Origin of the sequence: Vagococcus sp. WN89Y, assembly GCF_052220145.1 — a bacterium.
Classification (GTDB): domain Bacteria; phylum Pseudomonadota; class Gammaproteobacteria; order Enterobacterales; family Enterobacteriaceae; genus Kosakonia.
This window is the reverse complement of the sequence record NZ_JBQPOM010000070.1, coordinates 26155-43470: the sequence shown is the minus strand read 5'-3', so window position 1 is coordinate 43470 and position 17316 is coordinate 26155. Positions and strand designations below refer to the sequence as shown.

Genomic DNA, 17316 nt, shown 5'->3' with positions numbered 1-17316 from the left:
TCGAAGTGGAAAACTCCTCGCTACAAACTCTTAACCTGCACGGCTAGTTTTATCCTGAAGTCATCAATGGGGTTAGACGTGTGGATAACGAAGCGGTAATGAATGACGCACAGAAGGCAGAGCAGACGGCAACGCTCGCCGAACGGATGCTGACACAGGTGTATACCCTGCTCGGCCATCACAACATTGCGCCGAACGCGGTACAGCAGCAGATGCTGACCTCTCATGTCCGCGCGATGGCGCACCGGTCGGTGACCGGCGAGCCGCTGCCGGAAGTAGACGCCAGTCTGTTTGACGAAATCTCGCCAGAATCGATGGATCTTGCCCACCAAGTGGTCGCCGCGTTTGGCAATCTCCCACAAGAAGAGGCCTGGCTTTTGTCGGTGCACTTCGAAGTGGCGAAAGACAACCTTTAAGGAGTAAACGATGGAACAGATTACCGTAGTGATTGGCGATCGTCTGGGTAAAGGCCAGAAAGTCGCCGCAGGTGTGGAAAAAGCAGGCGGCCGCGCGGTGGTCGTACCCGGCGTTGCCGCAGACATGAAGCTGGGCGATGTCATGAAGACTGAAAATGCCACCTTCGGCATCTCTTTTTGCGGCAGCGGCGGCGCAGGCGCCATTACCGCGCAGAACAAATATGGCTACAAAGCGAAATACGGCATGCGTTCCGTAGACGAAGGCGTTACCGCCATCAATGAAGGCTGCAACGTGCTGGGTTTCGGTTTTATGGATAAAGAAGAGTTAGGCGAGCGTCTGGTGCAAGCGTGGCAGAAAAAATACGGCGCGTAACCATGAAAGAACAGTTCACCACCACGGTCAGGGTAAAGGGGAAGGGTGAGGCCAAAGCGCGCGCCTTCGCCGATGCGTTGAACCATGTGCAGGCCGCGGTGATGAAGGCATCGCCGCATATTTTATTGCGTATTGAGCCACAGGAGGTGCAGGTCGTTCGTGCGCATGAAACGACGCGGAAAGAGGCGTTTTTATTTCTCTTTCTGCGCCGCGAAAGACGGGCGTACAGCGTGGAGCTGGACGTAACCGTCAACGTGACCGCCATCAATCTCGATAAAGTGGATTTCGTCACGAAATAACTCAACGCATACCCGTGGGTTGTTTACCGCAGATAGAAGAGGGCAGACAGATGTTCTTAATCATACTAATAAAATCGCTCATCATCGGCGGCCTGGTTGGCGTCGGTGTTGGCGCAGGGGCTGCACGCATGTTTCATGCGCCAACCACCCAGGGAATGGGCGCGTTTCGTACACTAGGGGAGTTGAATTCCTGCGAAGGCGATCCGGCATCGCACTTCTCCTTTGGCCTGGGCTTCTTTTTTAACGCCTGGGCTTCCTCCGTTGCGGCGGGTTCCTTCACCCAGGACGTTGACCACCGCATTATCCCGAACTGGGGCGCGGCGGCGCTGATGGTCAAAAACCGTAACGTCGGCGAAACCCTGCACTGTCCGAAAAAGATGGCTATCGCCTGTGGTTTGATAGGCATGATCGTCGTCACCTTCCTTAACCTGACGGCGTCTTCTGTTCCGGCGGCGCTGCAAGTGACGGCGGTGAAAGTGCTGGTTCCGGCAGCAAACCTGCTGGTAAACACCGTGATGCCGGTGATTTTCTGGCTGGCGGCGATTGATGCGGGCAAGAAGTCGGGCTTCTGGGCCACGATTTTTGGCGGCGCGGCACAGCTTATCATGGGCAACGCCGTACCGGGTCTGGTGCTCGGCATCCTGATTGGCAAAGGCGTTGAAGAGAGCGGCTGGAACCGCGTCACCAAAGTGATGATGACGGCCATTGTGGCCCTGTTCGTGCTGAGCGCTTTCTTCCGCGGTTTCGATCTGAAAATGATCGAGTCTTTCCACCTGAGCGCGCCGAACTGGCTGGAGCTCATCCACAACTCGCTCAGCGGCAAATAAGGAGCCGAGATGGAACAGAATAAAGGTTTTTGGTACGCCGACTGGTCTTTCCCGATCTTCGTTGGCCTGCTCTCATCCGGCGTTTTCGCCGGGACGCATATGTACTACCTGTACGGCATCGGTGCCTTTAACGAAGTGGCTTTCGTCTCCATGCTGCGTGCCGGGATGGATACCGGCGTGTACGGCGCGGTTGCCGCCTTCGGTGCCAGCTTCCTGTTTGCCCGCATTATTGAAGGCTCGTTAGTGGGGATTCTGGATATTGGCGGCGCAATTCAGACCGGCGTTGGGCTGGGCGTGCCTGCGCTGCTACTGGGCGCGGGTCTGGTGTTTCCGGTGGAAAACTTTATCGCGTCGCTGGTAACCGGTCTGGTGATTGGCCTGGCCATTGGCTACCTGATAATCCTCGCGCGTAAGTTCACCATCAACCAGAGCGACTCGACCTACGGTGCCGATGTGATGATGGGCGCGGGCAATGCTTCGGGTCGTTTTCTCGGGCCGTTGATTATCCTCAGCGCGATGACCGCCTCTATCCCTATCGGTATTGGCTCGCTGATTGGCGCGCTGCTGTTCTACATCTGGCAAAAACCCATCACCGGGGGCGCAATCCTTGGTGCGATGCTGCTGGGTTCAATCTTCCCGGTAGCCCTTTGACCTCTACGGGCGCTGCGGCGCCCGTTATCACTGGAGATACGCATGTTTGATTTACTCCTGCGCCGGGCGCGTCTGGTGGACGATACGATCACGGATATTGCCATCAACGCCGGGAAAATCGCCGCGCTGGGCGACATTCACAGCCCGGCCAGCAAAGTCATCGACCTGCACGCGGAGCACTATGTGAGCGCCGGGTGGATTGACGCCCACGTACACTGCTACGCCAACTCGCCTATCTACCATGACCAGCCGGACAGCGTCGGCATTGCGACCGGCGTCACCACGGTGATTGACGCGGGCAGCACCGGCGCGGATGACGTGGATGATTTCTACGCCATCACCCGCCAGGCGGTGACGGACGTCTACGCATTGCTGAATATTTCCCGCGTGGGGCTTATCGCGCAAAACGAACTGGCCAATATGAACAATATCGATGCCGGGGCGGTACGCGATGCGCTAACGCGCCACCCGGATTTTATCGTCGGTTTAAAAGCACGCATGAGCAGCAGCGTGGTCGGTGAAAACGGTATCGCTCCGCTTGAGTGCGCGAAGGCTATCCAGAAAGAGAGCGGCGGCCTGCCGCTGATGGTGCATATTGGCAACAACCCGCCAAACCTTGACGACATCGCGGAGCTGTTAACCTCCGGCGACATCATCACCCACTGCTATAACGGTAAACCTAACCGCATTTTGTCCCCGGAAGGCGCGCTGCGCGCTTCTGTCTCCAGGGCGTTAGCCCGTGGCGTGCGCTTAGACGTCGGGCATGGCGGCGCCAGCTTTAGTTTTGCCGTGGCGAAGCAGGCCATCAGCCTGGGTATCCTTCCGCATACCATCAGCTCGGATATTTATTGCCGCAACCGTATCAATGGCCCGGTGCGCTCGCTGGCGCACGTGATGTCTAAGTTTCTCGCCATTGGCCTCTCTTTGCCGCAGGTGATTGCCTGTGTCACCGAACACGCCGCAGAGGTGTTGCGCCTGAAGCAAAAAGGCCGCCTGGCGGTGGGTTACGATGCGGATCTGACCCTGTTCGACCTGCGTCGCCAGCCGGTGCTGTTTACCGATGCTGAGCAGGAGAGTTTGCACGCTGAACAGTTGCTCACGCCGCTGGCCGTGATCCGCGCAGGCCAGGGCTATTTAACCGAACAAGGGAGCGCAGAAAATGCCTTCGATTTATGATAAGTATCAATTAAAACAGGTGATTAATGCTTCCGGTCGTATGACTGCGCTGGGGGTTTCCACGCCACGCCCGGAAGTGGTGGATGCGGTAGTTAGCGGCATGAATCTTTACTTTGAAATGAAAGACCTGGTGAATAAAACCGGGGCGTACATCGCAAAACTGCTGGATGTGGAGAGCGCGACGGTTGTCTCGTGCGCCTCGGCAGGCATCGCCCAGTCCGTGGCTGCCGTGCTGGTCAAAGAGAGCGACTGGCTGCTGGAAAACCTGCACAGCACAACGATTGAGAACAACGAAATCGTGCTGCCGCGTGGGCACAACGTGAACTTCGGCGCGCCGGTCGGCACGATGGTGGCGCTGGGCGGCGGCAAAGTGGTGGAAGCGGGCTATGCCAACGAGTGTTCAGTCGATCAGCTGGCTGCCGCCATCTCGCCCCGCACGGCGGCAATCCTTTACATAAAGTCGCACCATTGTGTGCAGAAAAGCATGCTCAGCGTGGAGCAGGCAGTGGTGGTGGCGCGCAAACACAACTTGCCTCTTATCGTGGATGCTGCCGCCGAAGAAGACCTGCAATGTTACTACCGTGCGGGTGCGGATTTAGTTATCTACAGCGGCGCGAAGGCCATTGAAGGGCCCACGAGCGGGCTGGTGATTGGCAAGACGCAATATGTCGAGTGGGTGAAGCGCCAGACGGCGGGCATTGGCCGCGCCATGAAAGTGGGTAAAGAGGGCATTCTCGGCCTGACCTGCGCCATTGAACACTATCTCAGCGCGACGAAAGAGAGCGGGGCGGAGATGGTGAGCAAAATGACGCCTTTTATTGAGCAACTCAATACGTTGCAAGGCGTAAGCGCACGCGTGGTATGGGACAGCGCAGGGCGGGATATCGCACGCAGCGAAATCAAATTCGATGAAGCCGTCACCGGCATCGCGACCGGCGAGCTGGTCAGCGCGCTGAAACAGGGGCAATACGCTATCTATTTTCGTGGTTATAAAGCCAACGAAGGCATTATCGAAGCCGATGTGCGCAGCGTCAGCGCTGAGCAACTGGAGATTGTTTTCCACCGCATCGCTGAAGAACTCAACAAGGAGCAAACCGCATGAAACTGACGCCGAACTTTTACCAGCACCGCGTGTGCCTGAACGTACTGGCAGGCAGCAAAGAGAACGCCAGTGCGATTTTTGAAGCCGCAGAAGGGCATGTGCTGGTCGGGGTGTTGTCGAAAAATTACCCGGACGTGGCAAGCGCGGTGGCGGATATGCGCGAGTACGCCGCGCGCATTGATAACGCCCTCTCTGTCGGGCTTGGCGCAGGCGATCCCAACCAGTCCGCGATGGTGAGCGCCATCTCCCGCGAAGTGCAGCCGCAGCACGTAAACCAGGTGTTTACCGGCGTGGCAACCAGCCGCGCGCTGTTGGGGCAGAGCGAAACCGTGGTTAATGGTCTGGTTTCCCCGACCGGTACGCCGGGGCTGGTGAAAATCTCCACCGGGCCGTTGAGCAGCCAGGCTGCCGATGCAATTGTGCCGGTAGAAACAGCCATCGCGCTGCTAAAAGATATGGGCGGCAGCTCGATTAAGTATTTCCCGATGGGCGGGCTGAAATGCCGCGACGAGTACCTGGCTGTTGCCAACGCCTGCGCGCGTCATGATTTTTGGCTGGAGCCAACGGGCGGAATCGATCTGGATAATTTTGGCGAGATCCTGCACATCGCGCTGGACGCGGGGGTCAGCAAAATTATTCCGCATATTTATAGCTCAATCATTGATAAAGCCAGCGGCAACACCCGCCCGGAAGATGTACGCAAATTGCTGGAGATCACTCGCAAACTGCTTAACTAGCCGTACACATTACCCCTTGCACCGGTTATCGTCGGGGTCGAGGGGTCACCTCCCTGCTCTCTGAGCATTGCTAACCAGGCGTGGGGGTGATAAGTGTTGAATCAGTGCCGTGAATATTACGCGTTTTCGTATTGTCGGGGGCGGCACAGTGCACTTTGCGCCGGGTTACGCGCCGGTGCAGCCCGTTATTTCACCCGGCACCAGAGCTGTGAGAGGACACTGATTTGCGATTCCCGAACCAACGTTTAGCGCAACTTTTTATGATGTTGCAAAACGAGACGCTGCCGCAGGATGAACTGGCGCAGCGGTTGTCTGTCTCTACACGTACCGTTCGGGCCGATATCACCGCACTCAATGCCTTGCTGGAAAATCACGGCGCGCAGTTTGTCTTAAACCGCGGCAGTGGTTATCAGCTTAAAATCAGTGATGCGATGCGTTACCAGCATTTGCAGGCGGCGCGCCCGCGCGCGCTGCGCATACCGCGTAACGGGCAGGAGCGCGTGCACTATCTGGTGGTGCGCTTTTTGACTTCGGCGTTTTCGCTCAAGCTTGAAGACCTGGCGGATGAATGGTTTGTCAGCCGCGCTACGTTGCAAAATGATATGGCTGACGTGCGGGAGTGGTTTGCTCGTTATCACCTGACGCTGGAAACACGCCCGCGCCACGGCATGAAGCTGTTCGGCAGCGAAATGGCGCTGCGTACCTGCCTGACGGATTTATTGTGGCAGCTGGCGCAGCAAAATATTCACAATCCGCTGATTGTGGAAGAGGCGCTTAACGCTGAGGTTTTGCAGGCGCTGCTGCCGGTGCTGCACGACTGTTTTAGCCAGTATCACATTCGCCTGACCGATGAAGGAGAGCTGTTTATTCGCCTCTACTGTGCGGTTGCGGTGCGTCGTATCAGCGAAGGTTATCCGCTGCCGGAGTTCAGCGCGGAGGAGGATGACGAAAGCGTGCGCAATGCGGCGCGGGATATCGCAGCCGTGTTGCAACAACTGGCTGGTAAACCGCAGGCTGCGGCGGAAGAACACTGGTTACGCGTGCAAATCGCCGGGCGGCGAGTGCAGGAGATTGCCCCGAGCGCCATCAGCGCTGACGATGATGAAACGCTGGTAAATTATATTCTTGGCTATATCAATACGCACTATAACTACAATCTGCAAAATGATGCCCAACTGCACGCCGACCTGCTGACTCATATCAAAACCATGATCACACGGGTGCGCTACCAGATAATGCTGCCGAACCCGCTGCTGGAAAATATTAAACAGCACTACCCGATGGCATGGGATATGACGCTGGCGGCGGTGTCGAGCTGGGGAAAATACACGCCTTACACCATCAGCGAAAACGAAGTCGGTTTCCTGGTTCTGCACATCGGCGTTGGTCTGGAGCGTCATTACAATATTGGTTATCAGCGCCAGCCGCGCGTGCTGCTGGTGTGCGATGCGGGCAATGCGATGGCGCGTATGATTGAAGCGGTGCTGGCGCGGAAGTATCCCCAAATCGTGGTGACTCGCACGGTGACGCTGCGTGAGTACGAGCAGTGCGACGATCTCAGCGAAGATTTTGTTATTTCTACCGCGCGTATTCGTGAAAAGGATAAGCCCGTTGTGACGATCGCGCCGTTCCCGACGGATTACCAGTTAGAGCAGATTGGCAAACTGGTGCTGGTGGACAGAACACGCCCGTGGATGCTGAACAAATATTTTGATGCCGCGCATTTTTGCATTATCGACGGTGCGATGGACAGGCAAACGCTGTTCAAAACTCTCTGCGAGAAGCTACAGGATGAGGGCTTTGTCGATGCGGAGTTTCTGGAATCGGTTGTTGAGCGTGAAGCGATTGTCAGCACCATGTTCGGTGAAGGTATCGCGCTGCCCCACGCCCTGGGGTTGCTGGCGAAAAAAACGGTGGTATATACCGTGCTGGCTCCGGGAGGGATCTCATGGGGAGAAGAGACGGCTCACGTTATCTTTTTGCTCGCGATAAGTAAGAGCGAATACGAAGAAGCGATGGCAATTTACGATATTTTTGTCACCTTCCTGCGCGAGCGCGCCACCGCCAGGCTTTGCGCCTGCAAAGATTTTGCTGCTTTCAAAGCGGTGGCGATGGAGTGTGTGAGCCGTTTTTAATTAGCCGTCGGTGGAGCGGGTCAGCGTTTCCCAGGCATCGATTTCCGCGCTCAGCGTTGCCAGCTTTTCCCGCACCAGCGTGAGTGCGTCGCTGCCGAGCAATAGATGTGCAGGCGGCGTGTCGCTATCGATAATCGTTAAAATGGCGCGCGCCGCTTTGACGGCATCGCCAGGTTGCTTACCGCTTTTTGCCTCGCGCGCCTGGCGAATGGGATCGAAAAGCGCATCGTAATCAGCAATCGCGCGAGGCGTGCGGATCATCGAGCGCCCGGCCCAGTCGGTACGAAACGATCCTGGCGCGACGGCCGTCACGTGGAGTCCAAAGGGTTTCACCTCTTTACCTAAGGTTTCAGAAATGCCTTCCAGCGCAAATTTGCTGCCGCAGTAGTAGGCGATACCTGGCAGGGTAATAAAACCCCCCATTGAGGTAATATTGATAATGTGCCCGCGGCGGCGCTGGCGCATGCCCGGCAGCACCGCTTTGATCATCGTGACCGCGCCAAACACATTGACGTCGAACTGGTGGCGCATCTGTTCGAGCGGGGATTCTTCAAGGATGCCCTCATGGCCGTAACCCGCGTTGTTCACCAGCACATCAATTGGCCCGAGGGTCGCTTCGATCTCGTTAATCACCTCGTTGCAACGCGCAACGTCCGTGACATCCAGCTGGCGGGCAAATGCCCGGTGCGTATTTAGCGCTTCGAAAACCTGTTGTGCTTCGCGGTTACGTACGGTACCAACGACCCGGTGGCCCGCAGACAGCGCCTCCTGCGCTAGCGCCCGTCCAAAGCCGCTGCTGACGCCAGTAATAAAGACAGTTTTTGCAGATGACATAACGCGTACTCCCGTGGAATATGGAAGTTGCATACTATTCGGCAGGCTGCTGGATTTTTAGGCCATTTTTTCTCTTTTTATTGCCTGATCTTATGAGGAGGCGCAATGTCGGCAATGGTTGAATTACTAAAAGCGCTCGCTCCGCAGGAGGGGTACAACCTGACTGCGCTTGCCGACGTGCGTATTCTGCGCGCCGATCGTCCCCTTGCCAGAACGCCGGTGCTTTACGATCCCGGGGTCGTGATTGTCTGTCAGGGCAGCAAGCGAGGTTATTTTAATCAGCAAATCTATCTTTATGACGAGCAACATTACCTGGCGGTCTCGGTGCCGGTACCGTTTGTGATGGAAACCGATGCCTCGGCAGAACATCCGCTGCTCGCCATTTATCTGCACCTCGATTTTCAGCTCGCCGCCGAGGTGATGCTGCAAATTGAGCAGCACGATACGCCGACGTTTTACGCCGCGCCGCAAAGTATGATGTCCAGCCCGATGGATGAGACGGTAAAAAGTGCGGTGTTGCGCTTGCTGGACGTGCTTGGCAATCCTGCTGAGGCGGCAATTCTTGGCCCAGGGCGGGTGCGCGAGCTCTATTTTCGCGTATTGACCGGAGCGCAGGGAAAAGCGATGCGCGCCGCGCTGGCGTTGCAGGGGCAATTCGGCAAAATCAGCAAAGCGCTGCGGCGCATTCATGCGACTTATACTGAGCCGTTAAAACTGACGCAGCTGGCACTGGAAGCCGGGATGAGCGTGCCGACATTTCACAGCCATTTCAAAGCGATAACCAGTATGCCGCCGATGCAGTACGTTAAATCGGTCCGCCTGCATCAGGCGCGGATGTTGATGGTTCGCCAGCAGGTCACCGCTGCTGCGGCAAGTTATGCTGTCGGGTATGAAAGCCCGTCGCAATTCAGCCGCGAGTTTAAGCGGCTTTTTGGCCTGTCGCCTGCCGAAGAGGTGAAACGCATGCAGAAAAGTTTTGCGATACCACCGATTCATCCGGCATCGGTATATATTTCATCGCACTGAAGAAGAGCGATATCAACGCAGGTGATGGACGACTTGGTTGCTGCTGCCGCGCCAGATAAGCATCGGATCTTTGAGATCCTGCACGAACTTGCCGTCGATCAGAACGTTAATCAGATCCACTACCTCGCGCTGAGCCGCATTCAGCTCGTCTATCTTATAACCGGTCCATAGCCAGATATCTTTGCCGGGGCACTCAGCACGGATGCGCGTAACCAGCTTTAAGATCTCCGGCACGTTCTGCGGGTGCAGCGGATCGCCGCCGGAAAGCGAAAGCCCCTGGCGCTTAATACGCGTATCGTTGAGATCCGCAATAATCTGATCTTCCATCTCCTGCGTGAATGGCACGCCGGAATCCACACGCCAGGTACTCTTGTTATAGCAGCCGCGGCATTCGTGCACGCAGCCGGAAACGAACAGGGTGCAGCGCGTGCCGGGGCCGTTGACGATGTCGACGGGGTAGTATTGGTGGTAATTCATATCAATCCCTTTTCGCTGCACATTTGACGCCATGGCTGCGTTAGCTGCTTTCGCGCGCCCGCGTCACTTACTTATGTAAGCTCCACGGGACTCGCTCAATTGCCGCCTTGTCATGACGCCACTTGTTTTGCGAATTTTCGCTGCACATTTGACGCCATGGCTGCGTTGGCTGCTTTCGCGCGCCCGGGTCACTTACTTATGTAAGCTCCACGGGACACGCTCACTTGCCGCCTTGTCATGACGCCAACTGTTTTGCGAAATTTCCCGGATAATCTGCTTTGAAAAAATTTCGCTCTGTGGCCAAACAATGCCTGGTATTTAGCCGATTTGCCCGTTACCCAGGTGTTTAACGCGGCGTTTGACCTCTTCCTGCTTACCGGCGTTGAACGGACGTGCGTCAGGGCTGCCGAGATAACCACATACGCGGCGAGTCACCGACACGCGGGAGGCATCATGGTTGCCGCATTTCGGGCAGGTAAAGCCTTTACTGGTGCAGGCAAACTCGCCGGTAAAACCGCACTCATAACACTCATCAATAGGCGTATTGGTACCGTAATACGGCACATGCTGATAGCTGTAATCCCACACATCCTCCAGCGCCCGCAGATTATGCTGAATATTCGGATACTCGCCGTAGCAAATAAAACCCCCACTGGCTAAAGGCGGATACGGTGCTTCAAAATCAATTTTGTCGTACGGATTCACCTTCTTCTCAACGTCCAGATGGAAGCTATTGGTGTAATACCCTTTATCGGTTACGCCTTCGACAACACCAAACTCGGCGGTATCAAGGCGGCAGAAACGATCGCACAAGTTCTCACTCGGCGTGCTGTACAGACTAAAGCCGTAACCCGTCTCCTCTTTCCACTCATCCACCGCTTTACGCAAACGCTCAACGATAGCAATACCCTTCGCCCGCAACGTTTCGCTATCATAAATATGCTGATTACCAGACAGCGCATTAATGGTTTCGTGGATACCGATATAGCCCAGAGAAATAGACGCCCGGCCATTTTTGAAAATGGTAGAAATGTCGTCATCCGCATTCAGACGTACACCACACGCCCCTTCCATATACAGAATAGGCGCGACCCGCGCTTTCACCCCTTCGAGGCGAGCGATACGCGTCATCAATGCTTTACGCGCCAGTTGCAGGCGGCTATCCAGCAGCGCCCAGAAGGCCTCTTCGTTACCTTTAGCCTCCAGCGCAATACGCGGCAGGTTCAGGCTGATAACGCCAAGGTTATTACGCCCATCGTGGATCTGCTCGCCATTCTCCTCATACACACCGAGGAAACTGCGGCAGCCCATTGGGGTTTTAAACGAACCGGTAACTTTTACTACTTGATCATAATTGAGGATATCCGGGTACATACGCTTGCTGGCGCATTCCAGCGCCAGCTGCTTGATGTCGTAGTTCGGATCGTCAAACTTATGATTAAGACCGTCGCGGATAGCAAACACCAGTTTCGGGAACACAGCGGTTTTACGGTTTTTACCCAGGCCTGCAATTCGGTTACGCAGAATAGACTGCTGGATCAGGCGCGATTCCCAGCTGGTACCCAGACCGAAACCAAAGGTGACGAACGGCGTCTGACCGTTAGCGGTATGCAGCGTATTCACCTCATATTCCAGCGACTGGAAGGCGTCATAGCACTCTTTCTCTGTGCGGCTATGCGCGTAGCCGTCCGCATCCGGGATCTGCCACTCCTGCGCGACCTTACGGTGTTTTTCGAAACTGGCGGTAACGAACGGTGCCAGCACCTCATCGATACGGTTAATCGTGGTGCCGCCATAAATATGGCTGGCAACCTGGGCGATGATCTGCGCGGTCACGGCTGTAGCGGTAGAAATGGATTTTGGCGGTTCAATCTCCGCGTTACCCATTTTAAAACCCTGGGTGAGCATGCCTTTCAGATCGATCAGCATGCAGTTAAACATCGGGAAAAACGGAGAGTAGTCCAGATCGTGATAATGGATCTCGCCACGTTCATGCGCCAGTACCACATCGCGCGGTAACAAGTGCTGGCGTGCATAGTGTTTCGCCACGATCCCCGCCAGCAAGTCGCGCTGGGTCGGGATCACTTTACTGTCTTTGTTGGCGTTTTCGTTGAGCAGTGCCGGGTTGGTCTGCTCCACCAGCCCGCGAATTTCCTGATTGAGACGACCACGCTTCTCACGGGAGATATCGCGGTCGTGGCGATATTCAATATAGGCGCGCGCCAGTTGTTTATACGGCCCGGACATTAACTGGTTTTCTACGGCAGTCTGGATCTCGCTTATATCTACCTGCGAGCGACCCTGCATTTGTTCACTGATAACTGCCGCGACGGTGGCGCAATAGTCTGCGTCATCGACTCCCGCTGCTTTAGCTGCACGCAAAATCGCCTCTTGAATGCGCTCTGATTTGAAAGGCACTTTGCAGCCGTCTCGTTTCATCACATGCGGTGTCATGATCACTCCATCTTTGAAAACAGGTTATCCACAATGAAGGAAGAGCTGACCGGAAATTTATTCATTACGAATACCAGTGAGTTCGTCCCATGTTGGCCATTTTTATCCACAGAGCGCGCCGTAACTAAAATGGCTTGCTTGTTTGAATATTAGTCGATTAATACAACATATAGGGCCGGGATGCATTCTAAGTTCTATATATAGTGATTTGCATCAAACATGTTTACGTTTTTTTTGACCTGGAACAAAGTAAAAATCTGATGGCGCAGAGGACGGGCGTCAGAGGCTTCAGACAAGTCTGAATATTTTTGTGGATAAAAATTCAGCAAAAACAGCAAGTTTATGCCTGCTGTTTTTGCCACGTTTTTATGAGGGTGAATTACTGCTGTAGCCACCACACCGCTTCGTAAGGGCGTAAGGACATTTCACCGGGCGCGGGAGAGACCTCGACATAGTTACCGAGCAGTAATTCCCAGCGCCCCGGCATGGCGGCGGGCTGCCACACCTGGCAGGTTCGGAGCAGGTTAGCCACCACCAGTAGTGTCTGACCCTGCCATTGCCGACGGTAACACCACAAGCCCGGATGGTCAGGCAGGAGATCCTCATAATCTCCCCAGGTGAGCAGCGGCAAGGTTTTGCGTAAGCTAATCAGGGTTTGATAGGTATAAAACACCGAATCAACGTCACCAATAGCGTTCTCCACATTGATCTCGCGATAGTTATTGCACAAGTCAATCCACGGCTCGCCAGTGGTGAACCCGGCGTTTTTTCGCGAAGTCCACTGCATGGGCGTGCGCCCGTTATCGCGGGATTTGCTGGCGAGGATAGCCAGCAGTTCGTCGCCATCGCGACCGGCGGCGCGCAGCGTGGCGAACATATTGTGGCTTTCCACATCGCGATAGTCGGTGATGCGTGAAAAGTGCGGGTTGGTCATGCCTATCTCTTCGCCCTGAAAAATGTAGGGCGTGCCTTGCATACCGTGCAGCACCATCGCCAGCATTTTTGCACTGGGTACGCGCAATGCTCCCTCTTCACCAAAACGTGAGACGACGCGAGGCTGATCGTGGTTACACCAGAACAGCGCATTCCATGCCACGTTATGCATACCTTGCTGCCAGTTGCGAAACAGCGCTTTAAGCGCCACAAAATCGGGGCGGGCCAGCGTCCATTTTTCACCGTTGGGGTAGTCCACTTTCAGATGGTGAAAATTGAAGGTCATGGAAAGTTCGCTGCCATCGAGCGCGGCGTAACGCTGGCAGTTTTCCAGCGTGGTTGAGGACATTTCGCCGACCGTCATCAGCTCGCGCGGGCGGAACACATCGCGGCTCATCTCCTGTAAAAAAGCGTGGGTGCGCGGCAGGTCGGTGTAGAAGCGACGCCCGTCACCATCGGGATCGCTCGGGAAATCCTGATCTTTGGCGATTAAATTCACCACATCAAGCCGTAAACCATCAACACCCCGATCGGCCCAGAAGTCGCACACCTTTTTTAGCTCTTGCCGCACCAGCGGGTTTTCCCAGTTGAGATCTGCCTGTTCAGGCGCGAAGAGATGTAAATAGTACTGGTTGCTCTGGCTATGCCAGCGCCACGCGCTGCCGCCGAATTTCGACTGCCAGTTATTGGGCGGCATTGTGGGTTCGCCGTCGCGCCAGATATAGAACGAGCGATACGGGCTTTGCGGGTCTTGCGCGGCCTGGAACCATACATGCTGCGTTGAGGTGTGATTAAACACCATATCCAGTATCAGCCGGATCCCGCGCCGGTGCGCCTGCGTGACCAGCTCGTCAAAATCGTCCAGCGTGCCATAGAGCGGATCAATCGCCGTGTAATTGGCGACGTCATAGCCGTTATCCACCTGAGGGGAGATATAAAACGGTGTCAGCCAGATAGCATCCACCCCCAGGGTGCGCAAATAGTCGAGGCGAGCAATCACCCCACGCAAGTCGCCCGTGCCGCTGCCCGTCGTGTCCTGGAAACTTTTGGGGTAAATCTGATAAATAACACCGTTTTGCCACCAGTGTGGAAGGGGAAGGGTATTCATAGCTTTTTCCTGGTAAAAAAGGGGGGCGCAATGCGCCCCAAAAACAGAAGACTAAACAATCTGCAAGGTGCCCAGGCGGGACTTGCGCAAGTACACGAACGAGGTCAGGGCCATCGGAATGATTACCGCTACGCCCATTGCGAGGAGAAAAACTTGCCAGTAGGTAGGTTGTATCGAAAGGATGCCCGGCAGGCCACCGACGCCGATGCCGTTCGCCATCACGCCTTGCAGGCCGCATAACAACCCGGCCAGGCCAGAACCAATCATGGCGCACAGCATTGGAAAGCGGTATTTCAGGTTGATACCGTACATTGCCGGTTCTGTCACCCCGAGGTAGGCAGAGATAGCCGCCGGAACAGAGACTTCACGTTCGCCCGATTTGCGACTGGAGATAATAATACCGACCACTGCCGATGCCTGGGCGATATTAGACAGCGCGATCAGCGGCCATACCGGCGTGCCGCCCATGCTCTGGATCATCTGCATATCAATGGCAAGCGTCGTCTGATGCACGCCGGTTATCACCAGCGGTGCATAGAGGAAGCCGAACAGCGCCGCGCCGACGGGCGCAAAACCGCCGCTCATCAGATGCTTCACCGCCCAGGCCACGCCGTCGCCCACCAGGCGGCCAAACGGGCCGATAAACGCATGGGCAAGAAACACCGCCAGCATCAGCGAGCAGACCGGCACCACCACCAGATAGAGGTTATCCGGCACCAGCCGTTTGAGGTTTGTCTCAATCATGCCGAGCGCAAGTCCTGCCAGCAGCGCCGGGATCACCTGCGCCTGATAACCCACCTGCGCGATGGTAAACAGGCCGAAATCCCAGACCTGTGGCGTATCCACACCGAGCAGGTAAGCATTCATTAGCTGCGGTGAAACCAGCGTGACGCCTAACACAATCCCCAGGATTGGCGTGCCGCCAAGCTTGCGCACCGCCGACCAGCAGATCCCGACCGGTAAATAGAAGAAGATTGCTTCGCCGATAAGCCACAGGAAGTCATATAGCGTTTTTAGCGGGGGGTACATCTGCGCAAGCGTCTGGCCATTGCTCATCGGTACGTCGCCTATCACATTACGAAAGCCGAGGATCAAACCGCCGCTGATTAACGCAGGCAGCAGCGGGAAGAAGATCTCGGCGAAGTGGGAGATCAGGCGTTCGTGCCACTTCATATTTTGCCGGGCGGCCTGTTTCGCCTGCTCTTTATCAGCATGGGCCAGACCAGTAGTGCTGCAAAGAACCTGGTAGTAATCGCCCACATTTGTGCCGATCACTACCTGGAATTGCCCGGCATTGGTAAAGCAGCCTTTGACCATCGGTAACGCTTCAATAGCTTTAGGGGAGGCTAAAGCCGGATTGTTCAACACGAAGCGTAACCGCGTAATACAGTGGCTGACGGTGGCGATGTTTTCGCGCCCGCCCACCAGTGCGATCAGACTGTCAATGTCGGATTGTTTAACTTTGCTCATCATGATGCCTCTCGGGGTGAGAAATGATGCGTAGTGACCGCTGATGAGCGTAACCGTGGGTTAACTTTTTGAAAATGGGAACGTTCCCGAAATCAGGTAAAGATCACAATTATCTGTATGACATCCAAAAAAGATCTCAGGCGAGTCTGGCGGGGATCAGTATCTGACGCGGTTCAGCGCGTCCATTTACCTGTTCAATTAACTGTGCTGCGGCTTGGTGGCCTGCTTCCGCATAACCGGGATCGACGGTGATAATTTCCGGGTGGAGAAATTTCATCAGCGGGGTGTTGCCGACGCTGGCAAGCTGAAGGTTTTCTATGCGTTGTTCCTGCAAATATTTGCAGGCGCCGATGGCCAGCGTATCGGTTGCACAGACCAGTGCTGTGGTTTTTGGCGTCAAGACATCCGCGACATGCTCGTAACCTTGCTTCATCGCAAGGCCGGGAAGCACCGATTGCGGCGCAAGCTGGTGCGTTTTGCAAAATGCCAGATAGGCTTCGTGACGGCGCTTGCCGGTGGTGATATCCGTGTGGGGCACGCCAAGATAACTGATATGGCGGTGGCCTTGCTCGTAAAGCTTGCCCATCAAAAGCCCAATCGCACCGTCGTCATCGTAGCTGACCGAAGAGCAGCCGTTAGCGTCGCGGGCAAGCAGCACCAGCGACGACTGCCAGGCCGTCAGCACTTTTTCCGGTACACCGGTGAAACCAAACAGCACCACGCCGTCAATATTTCGATGGCGCAGCATTTCAAGGTGTTCTTCCAGCAGCTGCGGCGAAAACTGGCTTTCCATCATGATAGGGTCATAGCCCCGCGCATAAAAGGCGGGCAGCATGGTTTGCACGGCGAGATTTTCAGACAGCGAATCCAGACGGGAAACAATAATGGCCACGACTTTGTCGCTTTGGCCCCGCATGGCGCGGGCAGAGCGGGAAGGGGAGAAACCGTGCTGATTCACCACCGCTTCTACGCGCTCGCGCGTGCGCTGGCTTACGCCGCTTTCATTGTTCAGTACGCGAGAAACCGTGGATTTCCCCACGCCGCTTAATCGCGCAATGTCTTTGATCGTCAGCCGGTTTTGCATATGTTCTATCAGGTTCCTGAATCACGGTTCGAAGAATGGGCAAGTTTTGCACCGGAACATATATTACAACAATGAGTAATATCTGGTTTATACACTTCTTAGGGGGAGGTGACACCGTGCGCTGCCAGTAAATTGCGTATCATTGTGCGTAGGTTTGATTAAATTTAGCGCACGTATATTACTCATCATATTTATATTTTGTATTTATATCAAA

At 55.3% G+C, this 17316-nt stretch carries 16 protein-coding genes; 10 read left to right on the top strand and 6 right to left on the bottom strand.

The features are described 5' to 3' along the window. The first annotated feature begins 98 nt into the window (after nt 1-98). The 9 genes from ACTU3N_RS20930 to ACTU3N_RS20890 all read left to right on the top strand — a co-directional run bounded on the left by ACTU3N_RS20930 (nt 99) and on the right by ACTU3N_RS20890 (nt 7716). The gene (locus ACTU3N_RS20930; RefSeq protein WP_443088056.1) at nt 99-416 is read left to right on the top strand and encodes a PRD domain-containing protein; all 318 of its coding nucleotides are present in this window, start codon (nt 99-101) and stop codon (nt 414-416) included. Nucleotides 417-426: 10 nt separating this feature from the next. Next, nucleotides 427-789, top strand: coding sequence for an SFCGS family glycine-rich protein (locus ACTU3N_RS20925; RefSeq protein WP_079775591.1), 363 nt, complete (start codon nt 427-429; stop codon nt 787-789). A 2-nt stretch (nt 790-791) separates the two neighbouring features. Then, nucleotides 792-1088 carry a DUF4312 family protein gene (locus tag ACTU3N_RS20920; RefSeq protein WP_443088055.1) on the top strand — a complete coding sequence of 99 codons (297 nt, stop codon included), beginning with the start codon at nt 792-794 and terminating at the stop codon, nt 1086-1088. A gap of 50 nt (nt 1089-1138) precedes the next feature. Next, nucleotides 1139-1915 (top strand): DUF4311 domain-containing protein, encoded by a 777-nt coding sequence (locus ACTU3N_RS20915; protein WP_443088054.1) that lies wholly within the window; start codon nt 1139-1141, stop codon nt 1913-1915. A 9-nt stretch (nt 1916-1924) separates the two neighbouring features. Next, nucleotides 1925-2566: a DUF4310 family protein gene (locus tag ACTU3N_RS20910; RefSeq protein WP_443088053.1), complete on the top strand. Its 642-nt coding sequence runs from the start codon at nt 1925-1927 to the stop codon at nt 2564-2566. A gap of 42 nt (nt 2567-2608) precedes the next feature. After that, nucleotides 2609-3742 (top strand): amidohydrolase/deacetylase family metallohydrolase, encoded by a 1134-nt coding sequence (locus tag ACTU3N_RS20905; RefSeq protein ID WP_443088052.1) that lies wholly within the window; start codon nt 2609-2611, stop codon nt 3740-3742. Beyond that, nucleotides 3726-4844 (top strand): DgaE family pyridoxal phosphate-dependent ammonia lyase, encoded by a 1119-nt coding sequence (locus tag ACTU3N_RS20900; protein WP_443088051.1) that lies wholly within the window; start codon nt 3726-3728, stop codon nt 4842-4844. Before ACTU3N_RS20905 ends, ACTU3N_RS20900 begins: the two co-directional genes overlap by 17 nt. Continuing rightward, nucleotides 4841-5581, top strand: coding sequence for a 2-dehydro-3-deoxy-phosphogluconate aldolase (dagF, locus tag ACTU3N_RS20895; protein ID WP_443088050.1), 741 nt, complete (start codon nt 4841-4843; stop codon nt 5579-5581). Before ACTU3N_RS20900 ends, dagF begins: the two co-directional genes overlap by 4 nt. A 224-nt stretch (nt 5582-5805) precedes the next feature. After that, nucleotides 5806-7716: a BglG family transcription antiterminator gene (locus ACTU3N_RS20890; protein ID WP_443088049.1), complete on the top strand. Its 1911-nt coding sequence runs from the start codon at nt 5806-5808 to the stop codon at nt 7714-7716. Here the strand turns inward: ACTU3N_RS20890 and ACTU3N_RS20885 are convergent, their stop codons facing one another. Next, on the bottom strand, nt 7717-8550 hold the full coding sequence (locus tag ACTU3N_RS20885; protein ID WP_443088048.1) for an oxidoreductase: 834 nt from the start codon (nt 8548-8550) through the stop codon (nt 7717-7719). It abuts the gene before it with no gap. 105 nt (nt 8551-8655) lie between these two features. On the opposite strand from ACTU3N_RS20885, the gene ACTU3N_RS20880 reads away from it, so the two are divergent. Further along, complete coding sequence (locus ACTU3N_RS20880; RefSeq protein ID WP_443088047.1) at nt 8656-9576, top strand: AraC family transcriptional regulator; 921 nt, start codon at nt 8656-8658, stop codon at nt 9574-9576. Between the two features lie 12 nt (nt 9577-9588). Here the strand turns inward: ACTU3N_RS20880 and nrdG are convergent, their stop codons facing one another. From nrdG to treR, 5 genes are all read right to left on the bottom strand, one after another. After that, nucleotides 9589-10053: an anaerobic ribonucleoside-triphosphate reductase-activating protein gene (nrdG, locus tag ACTU3N_RS20875; protein WP_443088046.1), complete on the bottom strand. Its 465-nt coding sequence runs from the start codon at nt 10051-10053 to the stop codon at nt 9589-9591. A gap of 318 nt (nt 10054-10371) precedes the next feature. Beyond that, on the bottom strand, nt 10372-12507 hold the full coding sequence (gene nrdD / locus ACTU3N_RS20870) for an anaerobic ribonucleoside-triphosphate reductase (RefSeq protein WP_443088045.1): 2136 nt from the start codon (nt 12505-12507) through the stop codon (nt 10372-10374). Between the two features lie 379 nt (nt 12508-12886). Further along, nucleotides 12887-14548: an alpha,alpha-phosphotrehalase gene (gene treC / locus ACTU3N_RS20865; RefSeq protein WP_443088044.1), complete on the bottom strand. Its 1662-nt coding sequence runs from the start codon at nt 14546-14548 to the stop codon at nt 12887-12889. 51 nt (nt 14549-14599) lie between these two features. Further along, a complete protein-coding gene (gene treB, locus ACTU3N_RS20860; protein WP_443088043.1) occupies nt 14600-16021 on the bottom strand; it encodes a PTS trehalose transporter subunit IIBC in 1422 nt (473 codons plus the stop codon). 133 nt (nt 16022-16154) lie between these two features. Further along, entirely contained in the window at nt 16155-17102 is a 948-nt protein-coding gene (gene treR / locus ACTU3N_RS20855; RefSeq protein WP_443088042.1) for a trehalose operon repressor TreR, read from the bottom strand. Nucleotides 17103-17316: the final 214 nt, after the last annotated feature.

Excerpts from the sequence above, each read along its gene's own strand:
- ACTU3N_RS20930 (WP_443088056.1), top strand. The coding sequence starts at position 99 with ATGAATGACGCACAGAAGGCAGAGCAGACGGCAACGCTCGCCGAACGG.
- ACTU3N_RS20925 (WP_079775591.1), top strand. The coding sequence starts at position 427 with ATGGAACAGATTACCGTAGTGATTGGCGATCGTCTGGGTAAAGGCCAG.
- ACTU3N_RS20920 (WP_443088055.1), top strand. The coding sequence starts at position 792 with ATGAAAGAACAGTTCACCACCACGGTCAGGGTAAAGGGGAAGGGTGAG.
- ACTU3N_RS20915 (WP_443088054.1), top strand. The coding sequence starts at position 1,139 with ATGTTCTTAATCATACTAATAAAATCGCTCATCATCGGCGGCCTGGTT.
- ACTU3N_RS20910 (WP_443088053.1), top strand. The coding sequence starts at position 1,925 with ATGGAACAGAATAAAGGTTTTTGGTACGCCGACTGGTCTTTCCCGATC.
- ACTU3N_RS20905 (WP_443088052.1), top strand. The coding sequence starts at position 2,609 with ATGTTTGATTTACTCCTGCGCCGGGCGCGTCTGGTGGACGATACGATC.
- ACTU3N_RS20900 (WP_443088051.1), top strand. The coding sequence starts at position 3,726 with ATGCCTTCGATTTATGATAAGTATCAATTAAAACAGGTGATTAATGCT.
- dagF (WP_443088050.1), top strand. The coding sequence starts at position 4,841 with ATGAAACTGACGCCGAACTTTTACCAGCACCGCGTGTGCCTGAACGTA.
- ACTU3N_RS20885 (WP_443088048.1), bottom strand. The coding sequence starts at position 8,550 with ATGTCATCTGCAAAAACTGTCTTTATTACTGGCGTCAGCAGCGGCTTT.
- ACTU3N_RS20880 (WP_443088047.1), top strand. The coding sequence starts at position 8,656 with ATGTCGGCAATGGTTGAATTACTAAAAGCGCTCGCTCCGCAGGAGGGG.
- nrdG (WP_443088046.1), bottom strand. The coding sequence starts at position 10,053 with ATGAATTACCACCAATACTACCCCGTCGACATCGTCAACGGCCCCGGC.
- nrdD (WP_443088045.1), bottom strand. The coding sequence starts at position 12,507 with ATGACACCGCATGTGATGAAACGAGACGGCTGCAAAGTGCCTTTCAAA.
- treC (WP_443088044.1), bottom strand. The coding sequence starts at position 14,548 with ATGAATACCCTTCCCCTTCCACACTGGTGGCAAAACGGTGTTATTTAT.
- treB (WP_443088043.1), bottom strand. The coding sequence starts at position 16,021 with ATGATGAGCAAAGTTAAACAATCCGACATTGACAGTCTGATCGCACTG.
- treR (WP_443088042.1), bottom strand. The coding sequence starts at position 17,102 with ATGCAAAACCGGCTGACGATCAAAGACATTGCGCGATTAAGCGGCGTG.